General features: G+C 71.2%; 25 protein-coding genes and 1 tRNA gene. 13 read left to right on the top strand and 13 right to left on the bottom strand.

Annotated features, from left to right (window positions below; all coding sequences use genetic code 11):
* The first annotated feature begins 127 nt into the window (after window positions 1-127).
* Both AC2XR2_RS19015 and AC2XR2_RS19010 read left to right on the top strand, forming a co-directional pair.
* A complete protein-coding gene (locus tag AC2XR2_RS19015; protein ID WP_491515738.1) occupies window positions 128-2,347 on the top strand; it encodes a PTS fructose transporter subunit IIABC in 2,220 nt (739 codons plus the stop codon).
* 99 nt (window positions 2,348-2,446) lie between these two features.
* Window positions 2,447-2,701 carry a hypothetical protein gene (locus AC2XR2_RS19010; protein WP_449350886.1) on the top strand — a complete coding sequence of 85 codons (255 nt, stop codon included), beginning with the start codon at window positions 2,447-2,449 and terminating at the stop codon, window positions 2,699-2,701.
* Between the two features lie 15 nt (window positions 2,702-2,716).
* Here the strand turns inward: AC2XR2_RS19010 and AC2XR2_RS19005 are convergent, their stop codons facing one another.
* Together AC2XR2_RS19005 and AC2XR2_RS19000 are read right to left on the bottom strand one after the other, a co-directional pair.
* Window positions 2,717-3,463 (bottom strand): DUF6227 family protein, encoded by a 747-nt coding sequence (locus tag AC2XR2_RS19005; RefSeq protein ID WP_449350885.1) that lies wholly within the window; start codon window positions 3,461-3,463, stop codon window positions 2,717-2,719.
* A 157-nt stretch (window positions 3,464-3,620) separates the two neighbouring features.
* Complete coding sequence (locus AC2XR2_RS19000; protein ID WP_491515737.1) at window positions 3,621-4,838, bottom strand: L,D-transpeptidase; 1,218 nt, start codon at window positions 4,836-4,838, stop codon at window positions 3,621-3,623.
* A 215-nt stretch (window positions 4,839-5,053) separates the two neighbouring features.
* On the opposite strand from AC2XR2_RS19000, the gene AC2XR2_RS18995 reads away from it, so the two are divergent.
* Window positions 5,054-5,668: a TIGR03086 family metal-binding protein gene (locus tag AC2XR2_RS18995; protein ID WP_491515736.1), complete on the top strand. Its 615-nt coding sequence runs from the start codon at window positions 5,054-5,056 to the stop codon at window positions 5,666-5,668.
* Here the strand turns inward: AC2XR2_RS18995 and AC2XR2_RS18990 are convergent.
* Both AC2XR2_RS18990 and AC2XR2_RS18985 read right to left on the bottom strand, forming a co-directional pair.
* On the bottom strand, window positions 5,665-6,699 hold the full coding sequence (locus AC2XR2_RS18990) for a P1 family peptidase (protein WP_491515735.1): 1,035 nt from the start codon (window positions 6,697-6,699) through the stop codon (window positions 5,665-5,667). The genes AC2XR2_RS18995 and AC2XR2_RS18990 overlap by 4 nt on opposite strands.
* Before the next feature lie 48 nt (window positions 6,700-6,747).
* Window positions 6,748-7,947, bottom strand: coding sequence for a low temperature requirement protein A (locus AC2XR2_RS18985; RefSeq protein ID WP_491515734.1), 1,200 nt, complete (start codon window positions 7,945-7,947; stop codon window positions 6,748-6,750).
* 140 nt (window positions 7,948-8,087) lie between these two features.
* Here AC2XR2_RS18985 and AC2XR2_RS18980 point away from each other — a divergent pair, with 140 nt between their 5' ends.
* Window positions 8,088-8,270 carry a hypothetical protein gene (locus tag AC2XR2_RS18980; protein ID WP_381300648.1) on the top strand — a complete coding sequence of 61 codons (183 nt, stop codon included), beginning with the start codon at window positions 8,088-8,090 and terminating at the stop codon, window positions 8,268-8,270.
* Window positions 8,271-8,277: 7 nt separating this feature from the next.
* Here AC2XR2_RS18980 and mscL read toward each other — a convergent pair whose 3' ends face one another.
* The 6 genes from mscL to AC2XR2_RS18950 all read right to left on the bottom strand — a co-directional run bounded on the left by mscL (window position 8,278) and on the right by AC2XR2_RS18950 (window position 14,056).
* A complete protein-coding gene (gene mscL, locus AC2XR2_RS18975; protein WP_330266340.1) occupies window positions 8,278-8,751 on the bottom strand; it encodes a large conductance mechanosensitive channel protein MscL in 474 nt (157 codons plus the stop codon).
* 138 nt (window positions 8,752-8,889) lie between these two features.
* Window positions 8,890-9,450, bottom strand: coding sequence for a CpaB family protein (locus tag AC2XR2_RS18970; RefSeq protein WP_381300719.1), 561 nt, complete (start codon window positions 9,448-9,450; stop codon window positions 8,890-8,892).
* 188 nt (window positions 9,451-9,638) lie between these two features.
* Entirely contained in the window at window positions 9,639-10,472 is an 834-nt protein-coding gene (locus tag AC2XR2_RS18965) for an S-methyl-5'-thioadenosine phosphorylase (protein WP_449350880.1), read from the bottom strand.
* A 171-nt stretch (window positions 10,473-10,643) separates the two neighbouring features.
* A complete protein-coding gene (locus tag AC2XR2_RS18960) occupies window positions 10,644-10,973 on the bottom strand; it encodes an FmdB family zinc ribbon protein (RefSeq protein ID WP_449350879.1) in 330 nt (109 codons plus the stop codon).
* 68 nt (window positions 10,974-11,041) lie between these two features.
* The gene (locus AC2XR2_RS18955) at window positions 11,042-12,313 is read right to left on the bottom strand and encodes an MFS transporter (RefSeq protein WP_491515733.1); all 1,272 of its coding nucleotides are present in this window, start codon (window positions 12,311-12,313) and stop codon (window positions 11,042-11,044) included.
* Between the two features lie 207 nt (window positions 12,314-12,520).
* A complete protein-coding gene (locus AC2XR2_RS18950; protein WP_449350877.1) occupies window positions 12,521-14,056 on the bottom strand; it encodes a potassium/proton antiporter in 1,536 nt (511 codons plus the stop codon).
* A 267-nt stretch (window positions 14,057-14,323) separates the two neighbouring features.
* Between AC2XR2_RS18950 and AC2XR2_RS18945 the strand changes: the two genes are divergently transcribed.
* Window positions 14,324-17,176 carry a penicillin acylase family protein gene (locus AC2XR2_RS18945; RefSeq protein WP_491515732.1) on the top strand — a complete coding sequence of 951 codons (2,853 nt, stop codon included), beginning with the start codon at window positions 14,324-14,326 and terminating at the stop codon, window positions 17,174-17,176.
* 59 nt (window positions 17,177-17,235) lie between these two features.
* Here the strand turns inward: AC2XR2_RS18945 and AC2XR2_RS18940 are convergent, their stop codons facing one another.
* A complete protein-coding gene (locus tag AC2XR2_RS18940; protein WP_491518465.1) occupies window positions 17,236-17,856 on the bottom strand; it encodes a 5-formyltetrahydrofolate cyclo-ligase in 621 nt (206 codons plus the stop codon).
* A 93-nt stretch (window positions 17,857-17,949) separates the two neighbouring features.
* Between AC2XR2_RS18940 and galU the strand changes: the two genes are divergently transcribed.
* The 7 genes from galU to AC2XR2_RS18905 all read left to right on the top strand — a co-directional run bounded on the left by galU (window position 17,950) and on the right by AC2XR2_RS18905 (window position 23,622).
* Window positions 17,950-18,852, top strand: a complete 903-nt coding sequence (gene galU / locus AC2XR2_RS18935; protein WP_449350875.1) for a UTP--glucose-1-phosphate uridylyltransferase GalU — start codon at window positions 17,950-17,952, stop codon at window positions 18,850-18,852.
* Window positions 18,853-18,856: 4 nt separating this feature from the next.
* Window positions 18,857-20,179: a molybdotransferase-like divisome protein Glp gene (glp, locus tag AC2XR2_RS18930; protein ID WP_491515731.1), complete on the top strand. Its 1,323-nt coding sequence runs from the start codon at window positions 18,857-18,859 to the stop codon at window positions 20,177-20,179.
* A 61-nt stretch (window positions 20,180-20,240) separates the two neighbouring features.
* Window positions 20,241-20,720 carry a cyclic pyranopterin monophosphate synthase MoaC gene (moaC, locus tag AC2XR2_RS18925; RefSeq protein ID WP_020137770.1) on the top strand — a complete coding sequence of 160 codons (480 nt, stop codon included), beginning with the start codon at window positions 20,241-20,243 and terminating at the stop codon, window positions 20,718-20,720.
* Window positions 20,717-21,307: a MogA/MoaB family molybdenum cofactor biosynthesis protein gene (locus AC2XR2_RS18920; RefSeq protein WP_491515730.1), complete on the top strand. Its 591-nt coding sequence runs from the start codon at window positions 20,717-20,719 to the stop codon at window positions 21,305-21,307. The genes moaC and AC2XR2_RS18920 overlap by 4 nt, the downstream gene beginning before the upstream one ends.
* A 59-nt stretch (window positions 21,308-21,366) precedes the next feature.
* Window positions 21,367-21,951 carry a GNAT family N-acetyltransferase gene (locus AC2XR2_RS18915; protein WP_381300660.1) on the top strand — a complete coding sequence of 195 codons (585 nt, stop codon included), beginning with the start codon at window positions 21,367-21,369 and terminating at the stop codon, window positions 21,949-21,951.
* Between the two features lie 168 nt (window positions 21,952-22,119).
* On the top strand, window positions 22,120-23,445 hold the full coding sequence (locus tag AC2XR2_RS18910; protein ID WP_491515729.1) for a SepX/GlpR family protein: 1,326 nt from the start codon (window positions 22,120-22,122) through the stop codon (window positions 23,443-23,445).
* A gap of 103 nt (window positions 23,446-23,548) precedes the next feature.
* Window positions 23,549-23,622: transfer RNA gene (locus AC2XR2_RS18905), tRNA-Ala, on the top strand.
* A gap of 47 nt (window positions 23,623-23,669) precedes the next feature.
* On the opposite strand, the gene AC2XR2_RS18900 is transcribed toward AC2XR2_RS18905, so the two are convergent.
* Window positions 23,670-24,155 carry a GNAT family N-acetyltransferase gene (locus tag AC2XR2_RS18900; RefSeq protein WP_491515728.1) on the bottom strand — a complete coding sequence of 162 codons (486 nt, stop codon included), beginning with the start codon at window positions 24,153-24,155 and terminating at the stop codon, window positions 23,670-23,672.
* 29 nt (window positions 24,156-24,184) lie between these two features.
* Here AC2XR2_RS18900 and AC2XR2_RS18895 point away from each other — a divergent pair, with 29 nt between their 5' ends.
* Window positions 24,185-24,988, top strand: coding sequence for an exodeoxyribonuclease III (locus AC2XR2_RS18895; protein ID WP_491515727.1), 804 nt, complete (start codon window positions 24,185-24,187; stop codon window positions 24,986-24,988).
* Between the two features lie 57 nt (window positions 24,989-25,045).
* Here AC2XR2_RS18895 and AC2XR2_RS18890 read toward each other — a convergent pair whose 3' ends face one another.
* Window positions 25,046-26,275 (bottom strand): recombinase family protein, encoded by a 1,230-nt coding sequence (locus AC2XR2_RS18890; RefSeq protein WP_491515726.1) that lies wholly within the window; start codon window positions 26,273-26,275, stop codon window positions 25,046-25,048.
* Window positions 26,276-26,354: the final 79 nt, after the last annotated feature.

The following is a 26,354-nucleotide window of genomic DNA, read 5'->3' as shown; positions in this document are numbered from 1 at the left end:
ACGGCCGTACCGGCGCTGTTACTCCCCGCCGCCACCCCCTCCCCGTGAAGAACCCCCGCTGCACCCCCGTCCCCTCCCCCTACGCCCACTCCACTCCCCGGGCGATACGCGTGCGAAGGAGCCCGCGATGAGCGAGATGATCACCGCGGACCTGGTCGACCTCGACCTGTCCGCCGACACCAAGGAAGCGGCGGCACGTGCCCTCGCCGAGCGCATGGTCGCCCTGGGCCGGGTGACCGACCTGGAGGGCTTCCTCGCCGACGTGGCCGCCCGCGAGGCACAGATGCCGACCGGCCTCGACGGCGGCATCGGCATCCCGCACTGCCGCAGCGAGCACGTCACCGAGCCGACGCTCGCCTTCGGGCGCAGCGCCGCCGGGATCGACTTCGGCGCGCCGGACGGCCCCGCCGACCTGATCTTCCTGATCGCCGCCCCGGCCGGCGCCGACGACGCCCACCTGACGATCCTGTCGTCCCTGGCCCGGCAGCTGATGAACACCGAGTTCACGGACGCGCTGCGGTCGGCCGGTGACGCGGCGAGCGCGGCGGCGCTGATCCGCGGGGACGAGGCGCCGGGGGCGGCGGTGAGCGGCGGCGGCTCCGAGGGTGCTGCCGGGACTGAGGTCGGCGCCCGGGGCGCTTCCGGGGCCGAGGGTGGTTCCGGGACTGCGGTCGGCGCCGGGGGTGCTTCCGGGGCCGAGGGTGCTTCCGAGCCCGGGGTCGGCGCCGAGGCGGCTTCCGCGGCCGCGGCCGGTGCCCCGGCCGTCTCCGAAGACTCCGTTGCGGTATCGGCGGCGGCCTCCGCCGATACCGCAACGGCCACCGCTACCGCCACCGCCACCGGCGCTCCCGCGGCCCCCTTCCGGATCGTCGCCGTCACCTCCTGCCCGACCGGCATCGCCCACACCTACATGGCGGCCGAGTCGCTGGAGAACGCCGGTCGTGCGGCGGGCGTCGAACTCGTCGTCGAGACCCAGGGCTCGGCCGGCTTCGAGCGGCTCGACCCGGCCGTCATCGCGGCCGCGGACGGCGTGATTTTCGCCCACGACGTCCCCGTACGCGACAAGGACCGCTTCGCCGGCAAGCCGACCGTCGACGTCGGCGTGAAGGCGGGCATCAACCGCCCGGCCGAACTCATCACCGAGGTACGCGGGAAGGCCGCGCGCGGTGAGGTGACGGCGGGCGCCGGCGGGGGCGGAACGCCGGTCGAGCGGGCCGGCGACCCCGGTGACAGCTACGGCACCAAGCTCCGCAAGTGGCTGATGACCGGCGTGAGTTACATGGTCCCCTTCGTCGCGGCGGGCGGTCTGCTCATCGCCCTCGGCTTCGCGATCGGCGGCTACCAGATCAACGGCGCCAAGTCGGTCTCCGAGCACTTCGACTGGGGCCAGGTCGACAGCTGGGGCGCGCTGCTCTTCCAGATCGGCGGGGTCGCCTTCGGCTTCCTGATCCCGGTGCTCGCCGGATACATCGCCTTCGGCATGGCCGACCGGCCGGGACTCGTGCCCGGATTCGTCGGCGGCATGATCTCCGTCAACATCAACGCCGGCTTCCTCGGCGGCCTGGTCGCCGGTCTGCTGGCTGGTGGCGTGGTCCTCGGGATCCAGCGGGTGAAGATCCCGCCGGTGCTGCGCGGCATCATGCCGGTGGTCGTGATCCCGCTGATCTCCTCGATCGTCGTCGGCTTCCTGATGTTCATCGTGATCGGCAAGCCGATCGCCGAGGCCCAGAAGGCCATGACGGACTGGCTCAACGGCCTCTCCGGCACCAACGCCATCCTGCTCGGTGTCCTCCTCGGCCTGATGATGTGCTTCGACCTCGGCGGCCCGGTCAACAAGGTCGCGTACGCCTTCGCCACCGCCGGCATCGCCGTGCAGGACCCGAGCGACTCCGCGATGAAGGTCATGGCCGCCGTGATGGCCGCCGGCATGGTGCCCCCGCTGGGCATGGCGCTCGCGACCACCCTCCGCAAGAAGCTGTTCACCGAGACCGAGCGTGAGAACGGCAAGGCCGCCTGGGTCCTCGGCGCCTCCTTCATCTCCGAGGGCGCGATCCCCTTCGCCGCGGCCGACCCGCTGCGCGTCATCCCCGCCTCCATGGCGGGCGGCGCGGTCACCGGCGCCCTGACCATGGCCTTCGGCTCCACCCTGCGCGCCCCGCACGGCGGCATCTGGGTCACCTTCCTCATCGGCAAGCCGTTCCTGTACCTGCTGGCCATCGCCATCGGTACGGCCGTCACGGCCGGCCTGGTCATCGTCCTCAAGGGCATGCGCAAGACGTCGCCGACGGCCGAGACCCCCGCCGCGCCCGTCGCCGAGACGGAGGCGAAGCAGCCGGTCGCCGCATGATCCCTGCCCCTTTGGGGCGGCTGTGAGTTGTTCACACCACCTGCGAGATACATCACGGTCCGGGGCCAAAGTCCCGGACCGTGGTGTCTACTGGAGCGCATGCCTGAGCACGTCTCCGTCTACCAGTTGCTGGGTGTGGCCCTTCTCGTCCTGGTGGTCTTCGCCTGGACCGCGGGGCTGGCCTACATGCTGCGCCACGGCCGCCACGAGGCGGTCGCCTGGCGCGTCGCCCACGGCCTGCCCGCCCTCCCGCGCCCGCGTGCGGCCGCCCCCGGCCACGAGTCCGTCGAACTGACCCCGGCGGAGAAGGACGCGTTCGCGGGTCTGGTACGGCAGTTCAGCGGCCGTCGCTGACCCGCCCGGCCCGGCTCAGAAGACCCGCGCCGCGCGCCGCTCCATGGCCTCCCGGGCGGCGTCCTCGCTGACGTACACCTCGCACATGTGCCGCCCGTCGGGCGTCGCCGTGTGCTCGACCTCCCACAGGGAGATCTCCGCGCCGTCGCGCAGCAGGAACGCGTGTTCGTACAGCGAGTAGCCCAGCCCGACGCGCCCCGCCCGGCACGGACGCCCGAAGGCCTGCGTGATCTGGTGCGCGAACGCCTCGGTCAGTAACGCCGCCGTCTCCGCGCCCGGCCGGTCCGCGTTCTCCGCGCGGCGCAGCAGCCGGCGCGCGTGGTCCGCCGAGTCGTCCGGGACGTAGGCGTGCCGCGGCGGGTGCACGGGCTCCAGCTGCACCGTCACCGGCAGCTCGAAATCCGGGGTGTCCGGCGGCAACGGCAGCCGGGCGGTCGCCGCCCGCAGCTCCTCCTCGTCGACGTACACCTCGTGCTGCGGAACGCTGTCCCGGGCGGTGTTGTGGACGAGCTCCCACAGGGTGAGCGCCGAGCCGTCGGCGAGCAGCCAGGTGTGCCGGTACGTCTCGCGGTGCAGGCCCGCGCTGTGGTGCGCGGAGTGCAGCGAACTGTCGTACGCCAGCGCGCAGTCCAGGCGCCGTATGGCCTCGTCGGGCAGCTCGAAGGAGTTCAGGGCACGACCGAGGAGTCGCGCGAGGTGCTCCTCCGGAGACTCGGGCGACTCGGGTGGTTCGTACGCTGCCGTCTCGTACGGAACGCTCAAGGTTTCTCCCGGCGTTGCTGCATGTCACCTTGTGGGTGCATACCGTAGCCCCTCGGTCGGACATCATGTCCGGGAACCGAGAAAACGTACGCCCGGAAAACGCCCGGGCCGCGCGAGAAGTTCCCACGCGACCCGATGATCCGTCAAAAACCCCCGGTCAGACGGCACTTCCGGCGGTCCACTGGGCCCAGGGGAGGTTCCAGCCGTTGAGCCCGTTGTCCGGCGCGACCTGCTTGTCGGGGGAGTTCTTGACGATGACGACGTCCCCGGTCATCGAACTGTCGTAGAACCGCTTGGCCGGTGTGTCGCCCTGGCCGCCCTTCACGTCCCGCAGCCCCACGCACCCGTGGCTGGTACCGGTGCGCCCGAAGGGCGGATTCCCCTTGTTGTACCAGTAGTTGCCGTGGATGAAGGTCCCCGACTGGGTCAGCCGCATCGCGTCCGGCACGTCCGGGATGTCGTACGCGTTGGCCAGCGCGACCGTCCGGCTGTCCATGCGGATCTTCTTGTGCTTCTCGGAGATCACCATCTGCCCGTTGTAGGTGGTGAACTCCTTGCTGCCGGACGAGATCGGCACCTTCTCGAGGACCTTGCCGTCCCGCACCACCGTCATGGTCTGCGTGTTCACGTCCACCGTGGAGACCTGCGACCGCCCGACCGTGAAGCTGACGGTCTTGCGCTGCACGCCGGTGACGCCGTTCGCGCCCTCGACCCCGTCCAGGTCGATCCTCATCGTGACCTTGGAACCGGCCTTCCAGTACTCCTCGGGCCGGAAGTCCAGCCGCTGCGACCCGAACCAGTGCCCCACCACCCGCTGCCCGCTGCTGGAGCTGACGGTGATGTGCGACTGCACGGCCTTCCTGTCGCTGATCGCCTTGTCGAAGCTGAACGACACCGGCATCCCCACACCGACCGTCGTGCCGTTGTCCGGCGTGTAGGTCCCGATGAAGCTGTTCGCCTTCGAGACGGTCGTGAACACGGACTTCGCGGCCACGGCCTTCCCGTCCGAGTCCTTCGCCGTGGCGGCGATCTCGTACTTCGTCCCCCGCTCCAACTGCTCCTGGGGCCGCCAGCTCCCGCCGCCGGCCGCGACCGCCCCCGGCACCTCCTGCCCCGTCCCCGCCACCGTCATCCTCACGCCGGTCAGCGTGCCGTCACTGACCTCCACGCCGGTCGAGTTGATGGACGCCCCGGTGGAACCGTTCTTCGCGGAGATGACGATCTCCGCCGCGGACGACTTCGCGGGGTCCTTGCCGCCCTTGCCTTCACTCGAGCCGTCGGAGTCGCCTCCGCACGCGGTGAGGGTGAGGGCACCGACCACCAGGACGGCACAGGCCCCCAGTGCGTGCCGCGCTGCTATGTCCGGCGTTGTCACGGTCTGCTCCAGACTGATGTGAGGTGCGTGGTCCGCTCCACTCCGTGAAGAAGGAGGGACCCGGTCCCCGCCCGGGTTCCCTGTCGGCGCGACGAATGCCCTCATGTGACAGAACCCGGACAGAACGCGGGGAGGCATGGACGGACGTGGGCCGGGGGGTGGACGGACGCCCACACCGTTCAGCAGGGTGGGGGCACTACGAAACGGGGGCTTCGATGAGCGACGGCATGATCTCCAGCGGCTGGGACGTCCTGGACGACTCCCACGCGGCCCTGCGCACGGCGGTCCGCGCCGTCCCCGCCGACGGCTGGCACCTGCCGACGCCCTGCGAACGCTGGACCGTCACCCAGGTACTCCAGCACGCCGTCGGCGACCAGCTCGGATTCGCCGCCGCGCTGACCGGCGAACCCGGCCCCGACTTCGACCCCTTCGACCCCTTCGACCCGTCGGGCCGGCTGGACGGGGTGGACCCGACGGCGTTCCTGGAGGACGCCCTGACCCGCTCCGCGAAGGCGTGGGCGGCCGCCGACCGGGACGCCGCCGAGGTACCCGTACCGGTACCGCCGCACAAGCTGTCCCCGTGGTCCGGCGCGGCGGCCTGCGGACTGGACGCGGCGGTCCACGCCTGGGACATCGCCACGGCGACGGGCCGACCGTCCCCGCTCACCCCGGAACTGGCCCGCCCCCTCCTCAAGGTCGCCAGGAAGATCGTCGAACCACTCCGAGCCTACGGCGCCTACGCCCCCGCCCTGCCCCCCGCCCAGTCCGACGACGCCACCGCCACCCTCCTGCGCCACCTCGGCCGCGACCCTCACTGGAGCGCCGCCTAAGTCGAGGACACCCCGTACAGCGACTCGTACGACGGCCACACGCCGCCCGGCCCGTCCACGGACTGCGCCGCCCGGACCGCCCGTACGATCGCCCGGGTCACCATGTCCGCCCCCGCCGCGAGGATGTCGTTGAGCGCGAGCGGATTGGCCGCGTCCAGCCTCCGCGCCCCCGTCGCCAGGGCGAACACCGTGTCCCCGTCGTGCAGCAGGTGCACCGGCCGCACGGCGCGAGCGATGCCGTCATGCGCCGTACCGGCCACCTTCTGCGCCTGCGCCTTCGACAGTTCCGCGTCGGTGGCCACCACCGCGAGCGTCGTGTTCAGCGGCGGCGGGCCCTGGTGCGCCGAGGTCTCCGCGAGCCGTCGGCGCGCAGCCTCGTGCACCCCCTCCTCCGGATACCGCACCCGCCCCTGGAACAACTCCCCGTACAGCACCCCCGTCCCCGGATCCGCCACCTCCCCCGCCGCGTTGACCACCACCAGCGCCGCCACGGTCACCCCCGAGGGCAGCACCGCACTCGCCGTCCCCACGCCCCCCTTCATCGCCCCGGCCACGGCCCCCGTCCCGGCCCCCACACACCCCTCCGGCACCACCGACCCCACCGCACTCGCCGCCGCGGCCTCGACGGCGGCCCGCCCGGTCGCCGCATCCGGCCGCGCCCGGAAATCCCCGCCCCGGCCCAGATCGAAGACACACGCCGCGGGCACGACCGGCACCACCTGCGAGGGGTCGGGCCCGACCCGCACTCCACGCCCCCGCTCCTCCAGCCAGGCCATCACCCCCGAGGCCGCGTCCAGCCCGTACGCGCTGCCCCCGGTCAGCACGATCGCCTCGACCTTCTGCACCACATTCCGCGGATCGAGCGCATCGGTCTCCTTGGTCCCGGGACCACCCCCGCGCACATCCACCGCGGCAACGGCCCCACCCTCCGGCGCCAGCACGACGGTGGTCCCGGTGAGCCACCCCCCACCGACACGCGTCGCATGCCCTACACGCACCCCGGTGACATCCGTCAGAGCGTCAACTGTCATGGGACCAGTCTCGTCCAGGCACCGCCCCGACCCGCCGAGGTCACGCGATCACGCCGCCCGCACCGGCTCCCCGCGCTCCCGAGCCGCCCTCCGCGCGGTCAGCGTCGTCCCGGTCACCACCGCCAGCCCCGCCACCACGCCCGCCGCGAGCACCGCCCGGTCGCCCAGGAAGGTGCAGCAGATCACCAGCAACGCGGTGACCGGCAGCACCAGTTGCTGCGCGATGCCCACCTTGAAGAACCGGGAGTGCAGCACCCACACGGTGAGCAGGTAGAGCGCCGTCGGCAGGGTCACCGCGGCCGACGCGGCGATCGTCGAGATGTGCGCCTTGCCGACCGCCTGCTCGACCGCGACCTCCAGGCCCGCCCCGATCGCGGCGGCCGAGGCGAAGACCAGGTAGTGGCCGTAACCCCACAGGAACGCCTGCTTGTTGGAGCGCAGACGGTCATGGATGGGCACCACGAAGTAGATCCACCAGGCAGCGAAGATGATCAGCAGCCCGCCCGCCGCGATCGGCAGGAGCTCGCCCAGCGCGTCCTGCTCGTCGATGGCGGACTTCACGGCGACCGTGGCGGCGGCGATCGTCTCACCGAGCACGATGATGGTGAACAGCCCGTAGCGTTCCGCGATGTGGTGCGGATGCCACGACGTGGGATGGTCCCGCTCGGCGAACGGCGGCACACCCATCTCCAGCAGCGCCATGACCAGGAACACCCAGGGCCGCCCGCCCTCGGGCAGCACCAACAGCCCCAGCCAGCCGACCTGGCACAGCAGCACGCCGAACGCGTACCGCAGGGCCATCGTCCGCTCCGCGCCCTCGCCCGACCAGGCCACCCGCAGCCACTGCGTGATCAACGCCAGCCGCATGATCAGATAGCCCAGCCACACGGCCAGGAACTCGTGCTGCTCGAACGCCCTGGACACCCCGGCCGCCAGCACCAGGACACCGGCGATCTGGACCAGCGTGACGACCCGGTACAGCGCGTCGTCGTTGTCGTACGCCGAGGCGAACCACGTGAAGTTCATCCAAGCCCACCAGATGGCAAAGAAGACCATCGCGTAGTTGAGGATGCCCTCGCCGGCGTGCCCCTCGGCGATCGCGTGCACCAGGCCCACGCCCGCCTGGGCGACGGCGACGACGAAGCACAGGTCGAAGAAGAGCTCCAGCGGCGAGGCGACCCGGTGGGCCTCGTCCCGGCCGCGGGCGGTGAGTCTGCGCAGTGGACTGTGGGGCGGGCTGGACGTCATGGGCCAAGCACAGCAGATCCCGACCGGAAGTGCGTACCGATGGGTTCACAGCGGCCCGTGGGCCGGCGGGCCGGGGCGGCGGCCGGTCGCACGGCGTGGGCCCGGCCGGGTCGCGCTCCGGACCGCCGTACCCTGGACCCATGACCTCCGCCCCCGCCCCCGAACCCCGCGAGCCGAAGCCCGGGCTGGTTTTCGATGATCCGTTGGACCAGCAGTCGTCGGACGACACCGATCGCGGGTGGGGTGACCGGCCGCGCACCGAAGGCGACAGCGCGGCCGATCTGAAGCGGTTCCTCGACGAGAAGCCGCCCCACCACATCTGAGCGCGAGCTACGGCTCGCGGTGCCCCGAGCCGCGCTGCGCGACCAGCGCGTCGCGGATCTCCTTGAGGACCTCCAGCTCGGTCACCTCGATGACCTCGCGCGTGCCCTCCTTCGCCTTGCGGCGGGCCTCCACGCGGGCCAGGTACTTCGCCATCGGCAGCACCATCAGGAAGTACACGACGGCCGCGGTGATCACGAAGCTGAGCGTGGCGCCGAGGACCGAGCCCCACATGATCCGGATGCCGTCCGTGACCGTGCCGTCCGCCGCGACCGTGCACGGCTTCTCCAGGCACGTGCTGTAGCTGTCGAGGTTCTTGGTGCCGATCGCCCCCACCAGGGGGTTGATGATCCCCTTCACCACCGAGTTCACGATGTTGGTGAAGGCGGCGCCGATGACCACCGCGACTGCCAGATCGACGACGTTCCCGCGCATCAGGAAGGCCTTGAAGCCCTCCCAGACGCTCGGCTTCTTCTCGCTCACCCGCGGGCCTCTTCTCGTACGTACAGGTTGTGGAACAAACAGCTCCGCAACCTACGTCAACGTGCGGTGACCCTGTCCAATTGGGTAGCTCGAAAGGGCGACTTGACACAAGCCTGCGCAACAGGTGGACCAGGCGGCTCAGCACAGTGTCACCGCCAACCGCGCCGTCGAGCTCGCCCCGACGAGCCGTGCCGCCGTGGAGCGCGGCACCGACAGCACGACCAGGGCCCCGCTGTCGCCCGCACCGTCCAGCGCCTCCGGAACCTCCGACACGCGTGCCCCGCGGGCGATCACCCGCGCCCCGCCACCCGCCGCCGTCTCCTGCGCGGCGATCACGTCGACCCGGTCCCCGGGCCGCAGCAGCCGCACCGTCGCCCCGTCCGCGATCCGCACCGGCGCCGACACCGTCGTCACAGCCCGGTGCTCGCGTACGGGCGCGACCACCGGGTGCCCGCGCGCTCCGTCGGTGTCCCGCGGGCCGGCCGCCACCAGCGCGGCCGCGGTGACGACCAGTCCTACGGCCACGGCACGTCGTCGGTGCCGTACGAGCCGCCGCAGTTGATACCGCCCGCCGCGCACCCGCACCGGCGCGAAGTGCGGAACCTCGCAGGTCGGCGGAGCGTCGGCGCCGGGCGGCTGCGGGACCAGGGGAGAAGGGGAAGGGGAAGGGGAAGGAGGAGGAGCAGGAGCGAAGGGCATCAGGGCCACCACCAGCGACGAGAGATCGGCTTGCGATGCCACGATGACGCCTCGCGCCGGACCCCGCTGGGGCCCGTGGACTACCCACCGGTTGTGGAAAACTCCCTCACCCGAACGAGAGCCTCCGCCCGAGCCCGAGCCCGAGCCCGAGCCCCGAACCCGAGCCCAGGTCTCAAACCCCGCCCCGGCTAAGGCAGTTCGAACCCCGGATCCATCCCGCCCAGCGCGTTCACGCACAGGCAGTCCCGCTCGTCCCCGGCCGGCAGTGCCGCCACCGCGTCGAACAGCACGCCCCGCAGCCGGTCCACGTTCGCCGCGAACACCCGCAGCACCTCGTCGTGGGAGACGCCCTCACCGGTCTCGGCGCCCGCGTCGAGGTCGGTGACCAGCGTCAACGACGTGTAGCAGAGCTCCAGTTCACGGGCGAGCGAGGCCTCCGGGTGACCGGTCATGCCGACCACCGACCAGCCCTGCGCCTGGTGCCACAGGGACTCGGCGCGGGTGGAGAAGCGGGGCCCCTCGACCACGACGAGCGTGCCGCCGTCCACCGCCTCCCAGTCCCGCCCGCGAGCCGCCTTCAGCGCGGCCGCCCGCCCGGCGGGGCAGTACGGGTCGGCCAGGGACACGTGCACCACGTTCGGCACCTGGCCCCCCGGCAGCGGCAGTCCGTCGAAGTACGTGCCCGCCCGGGACTTCGTACGGTCGACCAGCTGGTCCGGTACGAGCAGCGTGCCCGGACCGTACTCGGGCCGCAGCCCGCCCACGGCACACGGACCGAGGACCTGCCGGGCTCCCACCGACCTGAGCGCCCACAGGTTGGCCCGGTAGTTGATGCGGTGCGGCGGCAGATGGTGGCCGCGCCCGTGCCGGGGCAGGAAGGCGACCCGCCGGCCGGCTACCTCGCCGAGGAACAGGGAGTCGCTGGGCGGACCGTAGGGGGTGTCGACCTGGACCTCGGTCACGTCCTCGAGGAACGAGTAGAAGCCGGAGCCGCCGATTACGCCGATCTCTGCGTTCGCCATGCCCGCACAGTATCCGGCGCCCGAAACCCGCGGCGACCGGCCAGGGGACGTCGGAACCCTCCGGCCGGGGACGTCGGGCACCCGCCGGCCAGGGGACGTCGGGGACCCTCCGGCCGGAGGCAACGCCGAGGACCCCGCCGTCGTACGACGACAGGGTCCTGGAAGTGCGACCTACGCGGCGGAGCTGCTGCTGGACGAGGTGCCCGAGCTCGACGACTTCGAGTCCGAGGAGGACGAGGAGGTCGAGGACGACGACGAGGAGTCGGACGAGCTCGAGGAGGACGTCGACGACTTCGACGACGCCGGGGAGCTGCTCGACGAGGAGCCGCGGCTGTCGTTGCGGTAGAAGCCGGAGCCCTTGAAGACGATGCCGACCGCGGAGAACACCTTCTTGAGGCGGCCCTGGCAGTTGGGGCACACGGTCAGGGCGTCGTCAGTGAACTTCTGCACCGCCTCGAGGCCCTCGCCGCACTCGGTGCACTGGTACTGGTAGGTCGGCACTTGTCTTCCTCCTGGCACTCTCACTCAATGAGTGCTAACGAGGGTCCATAGTGACGTATTCCCGGGGATCAGTCCACTGCCACCGGCACTCGGTGACCGACACCACGTGCGACGGTACGGCCGCGGGGCCGCCCCACCAGGCGCGAACGCAGCGCCAGCAGGGTCACCAGGGCGAGCAGCGTGCCGCCCATCGGCACCAGGAACCCGGCGCCGCCCCAGAAGCGGTCCTCCAGCTGTCCGGCGATCGTGACGGCGGCCGCCTGGCCGAGTGCCACCGCTCCGGTCAGCCAGGTGAAGGCCTCGGTGCGGGCGCCGGCCGGGACGAGGTCCTCGACCAGGGTGTAGCCGGTGATCAGGGCGGGCGCGATGCACATGCCGACCAGGAGGCCGAGGCCCGCGAGGACGAGCACCGAGTGCGCGGCCCACAGGCCGGAGGCCGTCAGCGCGAGGGCGCCGTAGGCGACGACGAGGCGTCGCTGCGGGGCCACCTTCCAGGCGATGGCGCCGCAGACCAGGCCGGAGATCATGTTGCCGGCGGCGAAGACGCCGTACAGGACGCCGTTCAGGCCGGGCTCGCCGATCGACTCGCTGAACGCGGCGAGCGAGACCTGCATGCCGCCGAAGACGGCACCGATGCCGAGGAAGGTCACGATCAGGACCCGCACTCCGGGGACGCGCAAGGCGGAGGCGGCGTGCTCCACGCGCGTGTGCCCGGCGGCCGGGGTGACGGTGGGCTGCGTGCTCTTCTGGGCGGCGAACAGCAGACCGCCGAGCAGTGTCAGGGACGCCTCCGTGACCAGGCCCGCGGCGGGGTGGACGGCGGTGCACAGGGCGGTGGCCAGCAGCGGGCCGAAGACGAAGGTCAGCTCGTCGGTGACGGACTCGAAGGCCGCCGCGGTGGTCATCAGCGGCGAGTCCTGGAGCTTGACGCCCCAGCGGGCGCGCACCATGGGGCCGATCTGCGGCACCGAGGCGCCGGTGGGCACGGCCGCCGCGAACAGGGCCCACAGGGGCGCGTGCGCGAGGGCGAGGGCGGTCAGGGACAGGCCCGAGAGGGTGTGGAGCAGGACGCCGGGGATCAGTACGGCGCGCTGTCCGTGGCGGTCCGCGAGCCGGCCGCTCCAGGGCGCGAACAGTGCCATGGAGACGCCGGTGACGGCCGCGACGGCGCCCGCCGCGCCGTAGGAGCCGGTGGTGTGCTGGACGAGCAGCACCAGGGAGAGGGTGAGCATCGCGAACGGCTGGCGTGCCGCGAAGCCGGGGAGCAGGAACGTCCAGGCGCCGCGGGTGCGCAGCAGCTGCCCGTATCCCGGGCGGGAGGAGGTGACCGTGGATGCCACGGCCCGTGCCTTTCTGCCGCCTGGTAGCGCGGCCCCCTTCCCAGGGGGCGCGCCGAGAGCTGTCCTCTTGCGCGGACTGCGGTAGATGCCGAAGACCACGTCGCGAGGGACGTCCCGGCCGCCATACGGTCGCGCCAGCTCTGCGTCAGGCAGAGTTGGTTCGATCAGGAGTGCGCCCCCATCGTACAGGGGGCGCGAAACATGCTCTTAACCTGAGCCGCCGTTGCCGCCCGTGCCCAGCCAGTCGGCGAGCTTGCCGCCGTGGCCGACCGCGCGCAGGCGTCGTTCGGCGGCGTCGCGGACCGGGTCGGTGGCGACGACGAGGAGTTCGTCCCCGCGCCGCAGCACCGTCGTGGGCAGCGGCACGAACGATTTTTCATCGCGGACGACCAGGGTGACCGCGGCCCCGGCCGGCAGCCGCAGCTCGTTGACCTCGACGCCGTGCATCCGCGAGCCCTCGGGGATCGCGACGGACAGCAGGTGCCCGCGCAGCCGCTCCAGGGGCGCCGACTCGATGCCGAGGTCGGCGGCCTCGGCATCGCCGCCCAGGCGCAGCTTGCGGGCCAGCCAGGGCAGTGTCGGGCCCTGCACAAGGGTGTAGACGACGACCAGGACGAAGACGATGTTGAAGACGCGCCGGCTGCCCTCGACGCCGTTCACCATGGGGATCGTCGCCAGGATGATGGGCACCGCGCCGCGCAGCCCGGCCCAGGACATGAGGGTCTGCTCCTGCCACGGCACCCGGAACGGCGTCAGGCACAGCACGACGCTCAGAGGCCGCGCCACCATGGTCAGCACCAGGCCGATGACCAGCCCGGGCAGGACGTCGTCGCCGAGTTCGTGCGGGGTGACCAGCAGGCCGAGCAGGACGAACATGCCGATCTGGGCGATCCAGCCGAGTCCGTCGGCGAAGCCGCGGGTGGCGGGCCAGTGCGGCAGCTTGGCGTTGCCCATCGCCATGGAGGCGAGGTAGACGGCGAGGAAGCCGCTGCCGTGGGCCAGTGCGCCCGCCGCGTAGGCGGTGACGGCGATCGCCATGACCGCGATCGGGTAGAGGCCGGAGGCGGGCAGGGCGACGTGCCGGAGGCCCCAGGAGCCCAGCCAGCCCACCGCGATGCCGACGGCGGCACCGATGGCCAGTTCGAGGGTTATCTCGCCGATCAGCGTGTACCAGTGCTCGACGGGACCCGACTGGGAGAAGGCGACCACCAGGATGACCACGGGGGCGTCGTTGAAGCCGGACTCGGCCTCCAGCGTGCCCGTTATGCGCGAGGGCAGCGGGATCTTGCGCAGCACCGAGAACACCGCCGCCGCGTCCGTCGAGGAGACGACCGCCCCGATGATCAGCGCCTGCCGCCACTCGAGCCCGATCAGGTAGTGCGCGGCCGACGCCGTGACCCCGACGCTCACCGCGACACCGGCCAGCGCGAGCGCGGTCGCCGCGGGCAGGGCCGGTTTGATCTCCTTCCACTTCGTGCCGAGGCCGCCCTCGGCCAGGATCACGACCAGGGCCGCGTACCCGATGACCTGGGTCAGTTCGGCGTTGTCGAAGTGGATGTCGCCGATGCCGTCCTGGCCCATGGCGATGCCGATCCCCAGGTACACGAGCAGGCTGGGGAGCCCGCTGCGCGAGGAGATCCGGACCGCTGCCACGGCGACGAGCAGGACGAGCGAGCAGACGAGCAGGAGCTGGTTGAGGTGGTGGACAGTCAGCGGCCGTTCCCTTCCCTGGCTCACCCGCATCTCGCGCGCGTGAGCTCACGTACATAGGACACGAAGAGGTGGGCCTCCGCATCCAAGTACTTCGTTACCTTACCTAACTCTTGACGATTTCTTGACGCTCGGCGAGGCATGATCGAACGCTCGTCCGCGCTGGTTCCCGACTCCGCGTCAAGTGCCCTCAGGCGCTGCGCCTATGGTTGCTCCAGCGCGCAGAGCCTGCGTCATGCCGGCTCTCAGTCAAAAGCACCAGCCCGCCCTGCCGCTCGCGTTAGGACAGCAAGGACAGCGATGCCCCCCACCACCACCGCCTCCTCGGGTCAGCAGCCCGGCAAGTCCGGCAGGAAGAAGGGGCGCCGAGCCCGCCTGATCGTTCTCGTCCTCGTACTGGCCCTGGTCGGTGGCGTCGCCTACGCCGGCTACTGGTCGGTGAGCACGGTGCGCGCGTCGTTCCCGCAGACCAAGGGCTCCATCGAGCTCGAGGGCCTGTCGGGCCCGGTCGACGTCAAACGCGACGGTTACGGCATCCCGCAGATCTACGCCTCCTCCGACGAGGACCTGTTCATGGCGCAGGGCTACGTCCAGGCGCAGGACCGGTTCTACGAGATGGACGTGCGCCGGCACATGACCTCCGGCCGGCTGTCGGAGATGTTCGGCAAGGGGCAGGTCGAGGACGACGAGTTCCTGCGCACGCTGGGCTGGGACCGGGTCGCGAAGAAGGAGTACGACACCAAGCTGTCGGCCTCCACCAAGAAGTACCTCCAGGCCTACTCCAAGGGAGTCAACGCCTACCTCCAGGGCAAGAGCGGCAAGGAGATCTCCCTGGAGTACGCGGCGCTGGGCTTCGTCAACGACTACAAGCCGGCCAAGTGGACCCCGGTCGACTCGGTCTCCTGGCTGAAGGCGATGGCCTGGGACCTGCGCGGCAACATGGACGACGAGATCGACCGCGCCCTGATGACCAGCCGCCTCGGCCCGAAGCAGATCGCCGACCTCTACCCCGAGTACCCGTACAGCCGGAACCGGACGATCGTCCAGGAGGGCCAGTACAACGAGCTGACCGGGGCGTTCGAGCAGAACGGCAGCTCGGACGACAACGGCCTGTCCGGCACCTCCTCGAACGGCTCCGGAACGTCCGGCGGCTCCACCAGCGGCACCGGAACGGCCACGGGAGGCACCGGAACGGCCACCGGCGGCACCGCGACGGGCACGTCCGCGTCGGCCTCCGCCACGGCGGGCTCGGCCCTCCAGAGCCAGCTGTCGGGCCTCTACGACGTCCTGGAGGACGTCCCGACGGCGGTCGGCGTGAACGGCCAGGGCATCGGCTCCAACTCCTGGGTGGTGGCGGGCTCGCACACCATCACCGGCAAGCCGCTGCTGGCCAACGACCCGCACCTGTCGGCCTCCCTGCCGTCCGTCTGGTACCAGATGGGCCTGCACTGCCGGACCGTCTCCAGCAAGTGCCAGTACGACGTCACCGGCTACACCTTCGCGGGCATGCCCGGCGTGGTCATCGGCCACAACGCGAAGATCGCCTGGGGCATGACCAACTCGGGGGTCGACGTCACCGACCTCTACCTGGAGAAGCTCTCCGGGGACGGCTACCTGTACGACGGCAGGACGGTTCCCTTCACCACGCGCGAGGAGACCATCAAGGTCGCCGGCGGCGCCTCCAAGAAGATCGTCGTCAGGGAGACCAACAACGGCCCGCTGCTGTCCGACCGCTCCAGTGAGCTGGTGAAGGTCGGCAAGAAGGCCACCGTCGACAACGCGGCCCCTGACCGCGGCGACGGCTACGGCGTCGCCCTGCGCTGGACCGCGCTGGACCCGGGCACCACCATGGACGCCGTCTTCGCGATGGACAAGGCGTCGGACTGGAGCGAATTCCGCGCGGCGGCGGCCCTGTTCGACGTGCCGTCCCAGAACCTCGTCTACGCCGACGCCACCAACATCGGCTACACGCTGCCCGGCCGCATCCCGATCCGCGCCAAGGGCGACGACGGCTCCATCCCGGCGCCCGGCTGGGACCCGAAGTACCGCTGGACCGGCAAGTACATCCAGCAGGACGAGCTGCCCTACGAGTACAACCCGGAGCGCGGCTACATCGTCACCGCCAACCAGGCCGTGGTCGACAAGGACAAGTACCCCTACACGCTCACCACGGACTGGGGCTACGGCGCCCGCAGCCAGCGCATCACCGACCTGATCGAGCAGAAGATCAAGGGCGGCGGCAAGATCTCCACCGACGACATGCGCCAGATGCAGCTCGACAACAGCAGCGAGATCGCCAAGCTGCTGGTGCCCAAGCTGCTGAAGATCGACATCGGCGACAAGGACGTGCGCGAGGCGCAGGAGCTGCTGGAGGGCTGGGACTACACCCAGGACGCGGACTCGGCGGCGGCCGCCTACTTCAACGCGGTCTGGCGCAACATCCTCAAGCTCGCCTTCGGCAACAAGCTGCCCAAGGAGCTGCGGGTCAAGGGCCAGTGCCTGTGGGTCGACCCGGTCAACAGCACCGGGCCCGCGGACGAGACCGAGAAGGTCCGCGAGTGCGGTCAGCGCGACGCCGCCCAGGCGCAGCCCGACGGCGGTGACCGCTGGTTCGAGGTCGTGCGCAACCTCATGGACGACCAGAAGAGCGACTGGTGGAAGACCCCCAAGGGCGTCGGCAACCGGCCCGCGGCCACCGACCGCGACGGACTATTCAAGCGCGCCATGATCGACGCCCGCTGGGAGCTGACCGCCAAGCTCGGCAAGGACATCGACACCTGGAGCTGGGGCCGGCTGCACCGCCTGTTCCTGAAGAACCAGACCCTGGGCACGTCAGGCCCCGGCATCGTCCAGTACATGCTCAACCGCGGCCCCTGGAAGCTCAGCGGCGGCGAGGCCACGGTCAACGCGACCGGCTGGAACGCGGCGGCCGGCTACGGCGTCGTCTGGGTGCCGTCGATGCGCATGGTGGTCAACCTCGGCGACCTCGACAAGTCGAAGTGGATCAACCTCACCGGCGCCTCCGGGCACGCCTACAGCGCGCACTACACCGACCAGACGGGCAAGTGGGCCAAGGGCGAGCTGCTGGACTGGTCCTTCTCGGACGAGGCGGTGGACAAGAGCACCACGGACACGCTGGTGCTGAAGCCGTGACGTGATCCGGCAAGGGCCCCTCCGCGCGCGCGGAGGGGCCCTTCGTCATACGGCCTCCGTCATGCAGGGGGGAAGCGGTGCACGCCCGACGGCGTCACCACCGCGTGCACCGGCCGGTCGTGCGCCTCCGCCGGGACCTCGGCGACGACCTCGGAGTCGTACAGCAGCACCACCAGCGCCGGTCGTGCGCCCGCGCGCTCCAGGCGCGCGAGCACCCTGTCGTACGACCCCCCGCCGCGCCCCAGTCGCATCCCGCGCGCGTCCACCGCCAGGCCGGGCAGCAGCACCACGTCTGCACCGGTCACGGCGTCCGGGCCCAGGCGTTCGCCGGAGGGTTCGAAGAGCGCCATTTTTCCGCCGTGCTGGACCCGCGCGACCGAGCCCTCGCCGGTGTAGGCACCCCAGTCCAGGTCGTTGTCCGGCAGCAGCGCCGGGAGCAGGACGCGCACGCCCCGCTCGCGCAGCGCGTCCAGGAGCGCGAGCGTGCCGGGCTCGCTCCCCACGGAGACGTACGCCGCGACCGTGCGCGCACGCGACAGCTCGGGCAGCCCGAGGGCCCGGCCGGCCAGCGCGGACGCCGCTTCGCGCACGTCATCGGCCGTCAACCTGTTCCTCACCGCCAGGTATTCTCGCCGCAATACTCGCTTGTCAGGCTCGGTGGGACGTCCGACGTGACTCAAAGTCTGCACCCGTACCCTTCCAATACGCTCATATAAGAGCTTATTAACCGGAGCCACAGATTCCAGGCAAAGGCACCGGATAGGGTTGCCGGCATGACTCAGTCGCACCCTCGGATCAGCAAGGCTGTCATCCCGGCAGCCGGGCTCGGCACCCGCTTCCTGCCGGCAACCAAGGCCACTCCCAAGGAGATGCTGCCGGTCGTCGACAAGCCGGCGATCCAGTACGTGGTCGAGGAGGCCGTCTCGGCGGGCCTCGATGACGTCCTCATGATCACGGGACGCAACAAGCGCCCCCTGGAGGACCACTTCGACCGCAACTACGAGCTCGAGTCCGCCCTCCAGAAGAAGGGCGACGCCGGCCGGCTCGCCAAGGTCCAGGAGTCCAGCGACCTCGCCACCATGCACTACGTCCGCCAGGGCGACCCCCGCGGCCTCGGCCACGCCGTCCTGTGCGCCGCCCCCCACGTGGGCCACGAACCCTTCGCCGTCCTCCTCGGCGACGACCTCATCGACGCCCGCGACGCCCTGCTCCAGCGGATGATCGAGGTCCAGGAGCAGCACGGCGGCAGCGTCATCGCGCTGATGGAGGTCGCCCCCGAGCAGATCCACCTCTACGGCTGCGCCGTCGTCGCGGAGACCGAGGACAGCGACGTCGTCAAGGTCAGCGGTCTGGTCGAGAAGCCGGACGCGGCCGACGCCCCCTCGAACTACGCGGTCATCGGCCGCTACGTCCTCGACCCGCACATCTTCGAGATACTGCGCAAGACCGAGCCGGGCCGCGGCGGCGAGATCCAGCTCACCGACGCCCTCCAGCAGCTCGCCCAGGACGAGAAGGTCGGCGGCCCGGTGCACGGCGTCGTCTTCAAGGGCCGCCGCTATGACACCGGGGACCGCGGCGACTATCTGCGTGCCATTGTCAGACTCGCGTGCGAACGTGAAGACCTGGGCCCGGACTTCCGGACCTGGCTTCGCAGCTTCGTAGCCGAGGAGATGTAGGGATTTGAGCAGCGCCGCGACCCGTCCCGCCCACCAGGACCACCTCTGGTCGGTGGACGAACACCTGGAGGACATCCTCGCGACCGTCCGCCCCCTCGAACCCATCGAGCTGCAACTGCTCGACGCCCAGGGCTGCGTCCTGGTCGAGGACGTCACGGTCCCGGTGTCCCTCCCGCCGTTCGACAACAGCTCCATGGACGGCTACGCGGTGCGGGTCGCGGACGTGGCGGGCGCGAGCGAGGAGTTCCCGGCCGTCCTCGACGTCGTCGGGGACGTAGCGGCCGGCCAGGCCGAGCTGCTTCATGTCGGCCCCGGGCAGGCCGCCCGCATCATGACTGGCGCCCCGCTGCCGCCCGGCGCCGAGACCGTCGTCCCCGTCGAGTGGACCGACGGAGGCCTCGGCGAGGGCCCGGTGACCGGGATGCAGGCCCGCGCTCTCGCCCCGGAGGGCGCCGAGGGGCACGTGCACGTGTACCGGCCCGCCGAGGCACGCGCGCACGTGCGCGCCCAGGGCAGCGACGTCCGGGCCGGCGACCGCGCCCTGGACGCCGGCACCGTCCTCGGCCCGCCGCAGATCGCCCTGCTCGCCGCCATCGGCCGCGGCACCGTACGCGTGCGCCCGCGCCCGCGCGTGGTCGTCATGTCCACCGGCAGCGAACTCGTCCAGCCCGACGAGGGCCTCGGCACCGGCCAGATCTACGACTCCAACAGCTTCGCCCTCACCGCGGCCGCCCGGGACGCCGGCGCCATCGCCTACCGGGTGGGTGCCGTCGCCGACGACGCCGAGACCCTGCGCTCCACCATCGAGGACCAGCTCGTCCGCGCCGACCTCATGGTCACCACAGGCGGCGTCAGCGTCGGGGCGTACGACGTCGTCAAGGAGGCGCTGACCTCCGTGGGCGACGAGGACGAACCGGGCACCGGCATCGACTTCCGCAAGCTCGCCATGCAGCCCGGCAAGCCCCAGGGCTTCGGCACCATCGGCCCCGACCACACCCCGCTCCTCGCCCTGCCCGGCAACCCGGTGTCGTCGTACGTCTCCTTCGAACTGTTCGTCCGCCCCGCGATCCGCGCCCTCATGGGCCTCGACGACCTCCACCGCCCGCGGACCCGGGCCACCCTGAGAGCGGACAAGGCCCTCAGCTCGCCCAAGGGGCGCCGCCAGTTCCTGCGCGGCAGCCACGCCGACGGCCAGGTCGCCCCGGTCGGCGGCGCCGGGTCCCATCTGGTGGCCGCGCTCGCGCAGGCGGACGCGCTGATCGTCGTACCGGAGGACGTCGAGTCCCTGGAGCCCGGCACCGAGGTCGAAGTGGTCCTGCTCGGCTGAGCACCGCTGGTTGGCGGTACCGTGTCGCGCACAACGCCGGGACCGGGAGCGCCGCACAACCATGAGTACGCAGGACCGACTGACCCACATCGACGAAGCGGGAGCCGCCCGCATGGTCGACGTATCTGGCAAGGACGTCACCGCACGCACCGCGCGCGCGAGCGGGCGCGTCCTCGTCTCGCCCCGAGTGATCGAGCTGCTGCGCGGCGAGGGCGTCCCCAAGGGCGACGCGCTCGCCACCGCGCGGATCGCGGGCATCATGGGCGCCAAACGCACCCCGGACCTCATCCCGCTGTGCCACCCGTTGTCGGTGTCCGGTGTGAAACTGGATCTGTCGGTCGCGGACGACGCCGTGGAGATCCTCGCCACCGTGAAGACCACGGACCGCACGGGCGTCGAGATGGAGGCCCTCACCGCGGTCTCCGTCGCCGCGCTCACCGTGATCGACATGGTCAAGGCGGTCGACAAGGGAGCGGTCATCACGGACGTACGGGTGGAGGAGAAGACGGGCGGCAAGTCGGGCGACTGGAGCCGGTCATGACAGCCGACGGCCCCTCCACGGGCGCCGCATCGACGGGCGGCGCACCGATCGGCGGCGCGCCGACGGACGCCGCGCGCCTCGCGCCGTACCGCGCCCTGGTCGTCACCGCCTCCAACCGGGCCGCCGCCGGTGTCTACGAGGACAAGGGCGGCCCGCTGATCGCCGACGGCCTGAAAAGGTTCGGCTTCGAGGTCGACGGCCCCCAGGTCGTGCCGGACGGAGACCCCGTGGAGGCCGCCCTGCGCGCGGGCGTCGAAGCGGCCTACGACGTCATCGTCACCACCGGCGGCACCGGCATCTCGCCCACCGACCGCACCCCCGAGGCGACCCGCGCGGTGCTCGACCACGAGGTGCCGGGCATCGCCGAGGCCATCCGCGCGTTCGGCCGGGACAAGGTGCCCACCGCCGCGCTCTCCCGGGGCCTGGCCGGGGTGGCGGCGGGCACGCTGATCGTGAACCTGCCGGGTTCCAGTGGCGGGGTCAAGGACGGACTGGCCGTCCTGGAGCCCCTGTTGAGGCACGCCGTCGACCAGATCCGTGGCGGCGACCACCAAAGACCCGGCGCCGGCAGTGGGGGTGCGAGCTGAACAGCCCGTCATGGCCCGTCGTACTGGCGGACGGCGATGTCGTCCTGAGGCCGATAAGGATGCGCGACCAGCGGACCTGGCGAGAGGTCAACCGGCGCAACCGGGACTGGCTGCGCCCGTGGGAGGCGACCATTCCGCCGCCGACCCCGAGCGGGCCGATCGCGCACCGGCCGACCTACCGGCAGATGGTCCGGCACCTCAGGTCCGAGGCGAACGCGGGCCGCATGCTGCCGTTCGTCATCGAGTACCGGGGGCAACTCGTCGGGCAGTTGACGGTCGCCGGAATCACCTGGGGCTCGATGTGCTCGGGGCACGTCGGTTACTGGGTGGACCAGTCGGTGGCCGGGCGCGGGGTGATGCCGACGTCCGTGGCGCTTGTCGTGGACCACTGTTTCCGCACCGTCGGTCTGCACCGTATCGAGGTGTGCATTCGCCCCGAGAACGGGCCCAGCCGACGGGTCGTGGAGAAACTCGGATTCCGCGAGGAGGGACTGCGGCCGCGCTATCTCCACATCGACGGGGCCTGGCGGGACCATCTCGTGTTCGCCCTCACCGCGGAGGAAGTGCCGGACGGGTTGCTCAGACGCTGGCAGCGGGCACGCTCCAGCAAGCAGGTCCCGGATACAGGTCCCGGAATTGAATAAGTGTTCGAAAATGATCGGTGCATGACCGTCTCGGGACATTGAATTCGCGACTCGGGCGGCCTGCTGATCGGATCGGTCACAAAAAAAGCTCGAAATATCAGCCAGATCGTGCGACACACCGGCTCAATTGGCAGATGGCCTCACGCAAACCCCTCTACCGTGTGAGGCGTGAGCAGCAGCGGCCTCATCTACGCAGTCATTGTCGGGGCCTGGGCCGCCTACTTGGTGCCGATGTGGCTCCGTAGGCAGGACGAGCTGAACGAGGCCCGTCCGACGGAACGCTTCAGCACCGCCATCCGGCTGCTGTCCGGACGGGCGGGCATGGAGCGTCGATACGCCAAGGACCTGCGCGCGCGCTCCACCGACGAGGGGGAGCACGGCGCCGACGATCCGGACGCCGTCACCGACTCGGTGGACGTCCGGGCCTTCGCCATGCCCCCGACCCGTCCGCAGGCCCAGGCGCCGGTCCAGCCGTCGGCTCAGGGGCGCCCCTCCGAGCCGTCGCGCGAGTCGGCGCGGGAAGCGGGACGGGAAACGGGACGGGAGGCCGGACGAGAAGCAGCGCACGGCGACCCGGCGCGCGCGAACGCGAAGCCGAACGCGCCCGCGTCCGAACACGGTGGCGCGCCCACGCGGAAGCAGCCCCCCGCATCCGCCGCATCCGCTGCATCCGCAGCGTCCGCCGCCCGGCGCACGGCCGCCGCGGAAGCGGCCGCGGCACGCGCCCGGCGTATGAAGGTCCTCGCGCGCCGACGGCGTACCACGGTGATGCTCTTCGCGGCCTTCACCCTCGGCACGATCGTCGCCGCCGTCGGAGGACTCGCCTTCCTCTGGGCGCCCGGGGTCCCCGCGGTGATGCTCAGCGCCTACATCGCGTACCTGCGCTCCCAGGAACGCCGCCGGTTCGCCTACCAGATGGACCGGCGCCGGGCCGAGGCCGCCGCGCAGCACCTGCGGGAACGGGCCCGTCAGCCGCGCCGGCGCGCGTCCGTGAGCACCGGCGTGGACGCCGACGAACCGGACGAGGGACCAGAGCCCACCACGGATCCCGGGCTCTCCGCACTCGCCGCCGACCGGCGGGCCCTCGTCGAACAGACCGACCACGCCGAGTGGGTCGACCAGCAGCGGGAGCGGCAGCGCCGGCCGGGGCACGGGGACAGCTGGGACCCGGTACCGGTGCCGCTGCCGACGTACGTGACCGCGCCGGTCGCGCCGCGGGCCACCGCGGACGTGGACCTCGGCGCCCCCGACGCGTGGAGTTCGGCCCGGTCCAGCACGGTCACCCCGGAGCACGAGGCGACACCTGCCGCGCAGGACGGGGCACAGGACGGGGAACCGGAGGAGGAGCTCGCCGACGCGGAGGACAGGCCCGCGGGCGACGGTCGCACCGACGCCCGCCGCGCCGCCTCCGCACGCCGGGCACGTGAGCGTGGCCGTACCCCTCTCTTCGACCAGTACGAGGAAGGCGAACGGCCGCGCGCGGCCAACGAGTGACGCCCGGGACGGGACCGCGAGGCCCGCGGACCCCGGTCCCTGACCAGCCGGGAACGGATTTCCAAGCACCCGGATGGGGATGCTAGAGTTTCACTCGTTGCAAGGGCCTGTGGCGCAGTCCGGTAGCGCACCTCGTTCGCATCGAGGGGGCCAGGGGTTCAAATCCCCTCAGGTCCACGCATCATGAAGACCCGCTCCTGATTCAGGAGCGGGTCTTCTGTCATCTATCCCCGCGCGAGCGGCTTCGCGAAGCAGCGGCTGTCCTCGTAGTGGCGGTAGTAGCCGAACTTCACGCAGGGTTCGTAGCCGCTGGAGGTGTACAGGGCTATCGCCTCCGGCTGCTTGATGCCGGTCTCCAGGACCATGCGCAGGCGGCCGGCCGCGCGGGCGTCCTCCTCCAGGGCGGCCAGCACACGGCGGGCGAGACCGCGGCCCCGCATCTGCTCGATCACGTACATCCGCTTGAGCTCGGCGTCGCCGTCCAGGTTGCCCTCGCCGTTGGTGTCCTGGGCGCGCCAGCCACCCGTGGCGACGGGGCTGTCCCACTCGTCGTACGCGATCAGGTACACGCCGTTCGGGGGCGCGAAGTCCGCCGGGGCCAGCTCGGTGGCGTCGCCGCCGTCGCCGTAGCGGACGTGGTACTCGGCCTGGACCTGGTCGTTGAGCTTGACGGCGTCGGGGTGGTCGAACGGGACACGGCGGATCATCATGCCCACCAGTGTGCCGGTATCGTGCCGGGGTGCTCACTGTGACCTCCGCCAATGTGAACGGGCTGCGTGCCGCCGCGAAGAAGGGCTTCGTGGAGTGGCTCGCGGACACCTCCGCCGATGTGCTGTGCCTTCAGGAGGTGCGCGCGGAGCCGCAGCAGCTGCCCGAAGGGGTCCGGGCGCCCGAGGGCTGGCACGTGGTGCACGCGCCGGCCGCCGCCAAGGGGCGGGCCGGGGTCTCCCTCTACACCCGCCGTGAGCCGGACCGGGTCCGCATCGGCTTCGGGTCGGCCGAGTTCGACACCAGCGGGCGGTACGTCGAGGCCGACCTGCCCGGTGTGACGGTCGCCTCCCTCTACCTGCCCTCCGGCGAGGTCGGCACCGAGCGGCAGGACGAGAAGGTCCGCTTCATGGACGAGTTCCTCGCCTACCTGAAGGACCTGCGCGTCCGCGCCGCCGCCGACGGCCGCGAGGTCGTCGTCTGCGGCGACTGGAACATCGCCCACCAGCGGGCCGACCTCAAGAACTGGCGCGCCAACCAGAAGAGTTCGGGCTTCCTGCCGGAGGAGCGCGCCTGGCTGAGCCGGGTCCTCGCCCCCGAGGACGGCGGTTACGTCGACGTCGTACGGTCACTGCATCCGGACGTGGAGGGGCCGTACTCGTGGTGGTCGTACCGGGGGCGGGCCTTCGACACGGATGCGGGGTGGAGGATTGATCTCGCTGTTGCGACCCCAGGCCTGGCGGGCAGGGCGATCAAGGGGTTTGTGGAGCGGGCTGCCAGCCATGATGAGCGGTGGTCGGACCACGCTCCCGTGACGGTTGTCTTCGACATGTGACGTGGGCTGTGGGGGTGCGTCAGCGTCTCACCCACCCCCACATGGCGGGTATGCAGATCAGAGGCGAGACCCGCTCGTGAAGGTCAAGCGGGAGGTGTCGGGGCCTGCCAGACGCTCCCGTCCGCCGCCCGACCGCCCTTTGGCGACCGTAACGCGAACTCCGTCCCTGAGGAGCTGTTCCCGCGTCACCTCGCCGTCCACGGTGAACGCATCGCGGTAGTGGCTGACCGTGTACTCATCCAGCCAGTCGGCGCGGATCGCGGCGGGAGCGGGACATGACGTGCCGCGGGCAGCTGCGCGGCACCCGTAGTCGCCGTAGCTGTAGGCCTTCCGTGCGGCGAAGTACATGCGGCCACCACAGCCCGCGCAGTGCGCCACGCCGATCAGCAGCGCTGTCCCCCGGCGCTTGGGGTGGATGCCGTTCGAGCGGGCGCTGAGAACATCCTGGAGGGCATTGAACTCCTCCTCGGTCATCAGCGGCGGGCCGATCAGCACGGGCGAGCCGTCAGCATCACGTACCGACTCCCCCTTGTGTACCCGGTGGCCCATCAGCGCTGGAGTGCGGAGGATCTTGCAGAGGCTGCCCGCTGTCCAGCGGAATCGTTCGAATTCGCGGCCGTGGCGGCGCCCTCCTGTGGGGCGCCCCTGAAGTTGGGCGTGTCGGTCTCGCGGCACCAGAATGCCCGCACTTTCGAGTTTGTGGGCGATGGCGACCAGAGACAGTCCGGAATGCACGTCGTCGACAATCGCGCGGACGACGGCGACGGTCTCATGGTCGGGCGCAAGACACCAGCCGATACCGGAGGGGTGAGGTGCCTTCTTGTACCCGAACGGCACAAGGCCACCGCCGTAGCGGCCCGTCGCGCGCAGTACGGCATGAGCGCCGGTGAGGCGGGCAGAGAGTGCCCGGGACTCCTGTTCGGCAGCGTAGGCCAGGTCCATGCAGCGGCGAATCGCGTCAGCATGTGCCTGCGGTCCCACCACCAGCGGCTGACGCTCTTCAGGCATCCCGAAGACGAGCGTGGTGGCATGTTGCTGACCCCATTCGATCAACTCGGACATGTGGGCGACGGACCGTACGGCACGGTCCACGTGTGACCACACGATGGCGTTGTACGCGTCAGGGCGCCGCAGCCAGGGGGACAGGGATGGCCTCTCGAACGGTGACATCTCGCGTGCGGAGATCCCGAGATCCGTGGCCTCGGCGATCAAGACGAACCCCAACTGCTCGGTGCGCTGCTGGATGCAGGCGCGCTGCCTACCAGGTGAGGTGGTTGCTTTGGTCACGTTGCTGAGGCGCACGGCGCCGAGAGCTCGTGGGTGGTCAGCGGGAGTCGAAGCCGGTTGCGATGGCTTAGGGCTAGGC

The organism is Streptomyces sp. LS-MS-L19 (assembly GCF_058382285.1).
Note: the sequence above shows the minus strand (reverse complement) of the source record. Positions and strands in the feature narration are given on the sequence as shown.

Bases quoted from the DNA above. Each gene is read 5' to 3' on its own strand.
- AC2XR2_RS18970 (WP_381300719.1), bottom strand. From the start codon at position 9,450: ATGCCCTTCGCTCCTGCTCCTCCTCCTTCCCCTTCCCCTTCCCCTTCT.
- AC2XR2_RS18920 (WP_491515730.1), top strand. From the start codon at position 20,717: ATGACAGCCGACGGCCCCTCCACGGGCGCCGCATCGACGGGCGGCGCA.
- AC2XR2_RS18985 (WP_491515734.1), bottom strand. From the start codon at position 7,947: ATGACGTCCAGCCCGCCCCACAGTCCACTGCGCAGACTCACCGCCCGC.
- AC2XR2_RS18965 (WP_449350880.1), bottom strand. From the start codon at position 10,472: ATGGCGAACGCAGAGATCGGCGTAATCGGCGGCTCCGGCTTCTACTCG.
- AC2XR2_RS18950 (WP_449350877.1), bottom strand. From the start codon at position 14,056: ATGCGGGTGAGCCAGGGAAGGGAACGGCCGCTGACTGTCCACCACCTC.
- moaC (WP_020137770.1), top strand. From the start codon at position 20,241: ATGAGTACGCAGGACCGACTGACCCACATCGACGAAGCGGGAGCCGCC.
- galU (WP_449350875.1), top strand. From the start codon at position 17,950: ATGACTCAGTCGCACCCTCGGATCAGCAAGGCTGTCATCCCGGCAGCC.
- AC2XR2_RS19015 (WP_491515738.1), top strand. From the start codon at position 128: ATGAGCGAGATGATCACCGCGGACCTGGTCGACCTCGACCTGTCCGCC.
- AC2XR2_RS18980 (WP_381300648.1), top strand. From the start codon at position 8,088: ATGACCTCCGCCCCCGCCCCCGAACCCCGCGAGCCGAAGCCCGGGCTG.
- AC2XR2_RS18995 (WP_491515736.1), top strand. From the start codon at position 5,054: ATGAGCGACGGCATGATCTCCAGCGGCTGGGACGTCCTGGACGACTCC.
- AC2XR2_RS18945 (WP_491515732.1), top strand. From the start codon at position 14,324: ATGCCCCCCACCACCACCGCCTCCTCGGGTCAGCAGCCCGGCAAGTCC.
- AC2XR2_RS18990 (WP_491515735.1), bottom strand. From the start codon at position 6,699: ATGACAGTTGACGCTCTGACGGATGTCACCGGGGTGCGTGTAGGGCAT.
- AC2XR2_RS18915 (WP_381300660.1), top strand. From the start codon at position 21,367: ATGCGCGACCAGCGGACCTGGCGAGAGGTCAACCGGCGCAACCGGGAC.
- AC2XR2_RS19010 (WP_449350886.1), top strand. From the start codon at position 2,447: ATGCCTGAGCACGTCTCCGTCTACCAGTTGCTGGGTGTGGCCCTTCTC.
- AC2XR2_RS18900 (WP_491515728.1), bottom strand. From the start codon at position 24,155: ATGATGATCCGCCGTGTCCCGTTCGACCACCCCGACGCCGTCAAGCTC.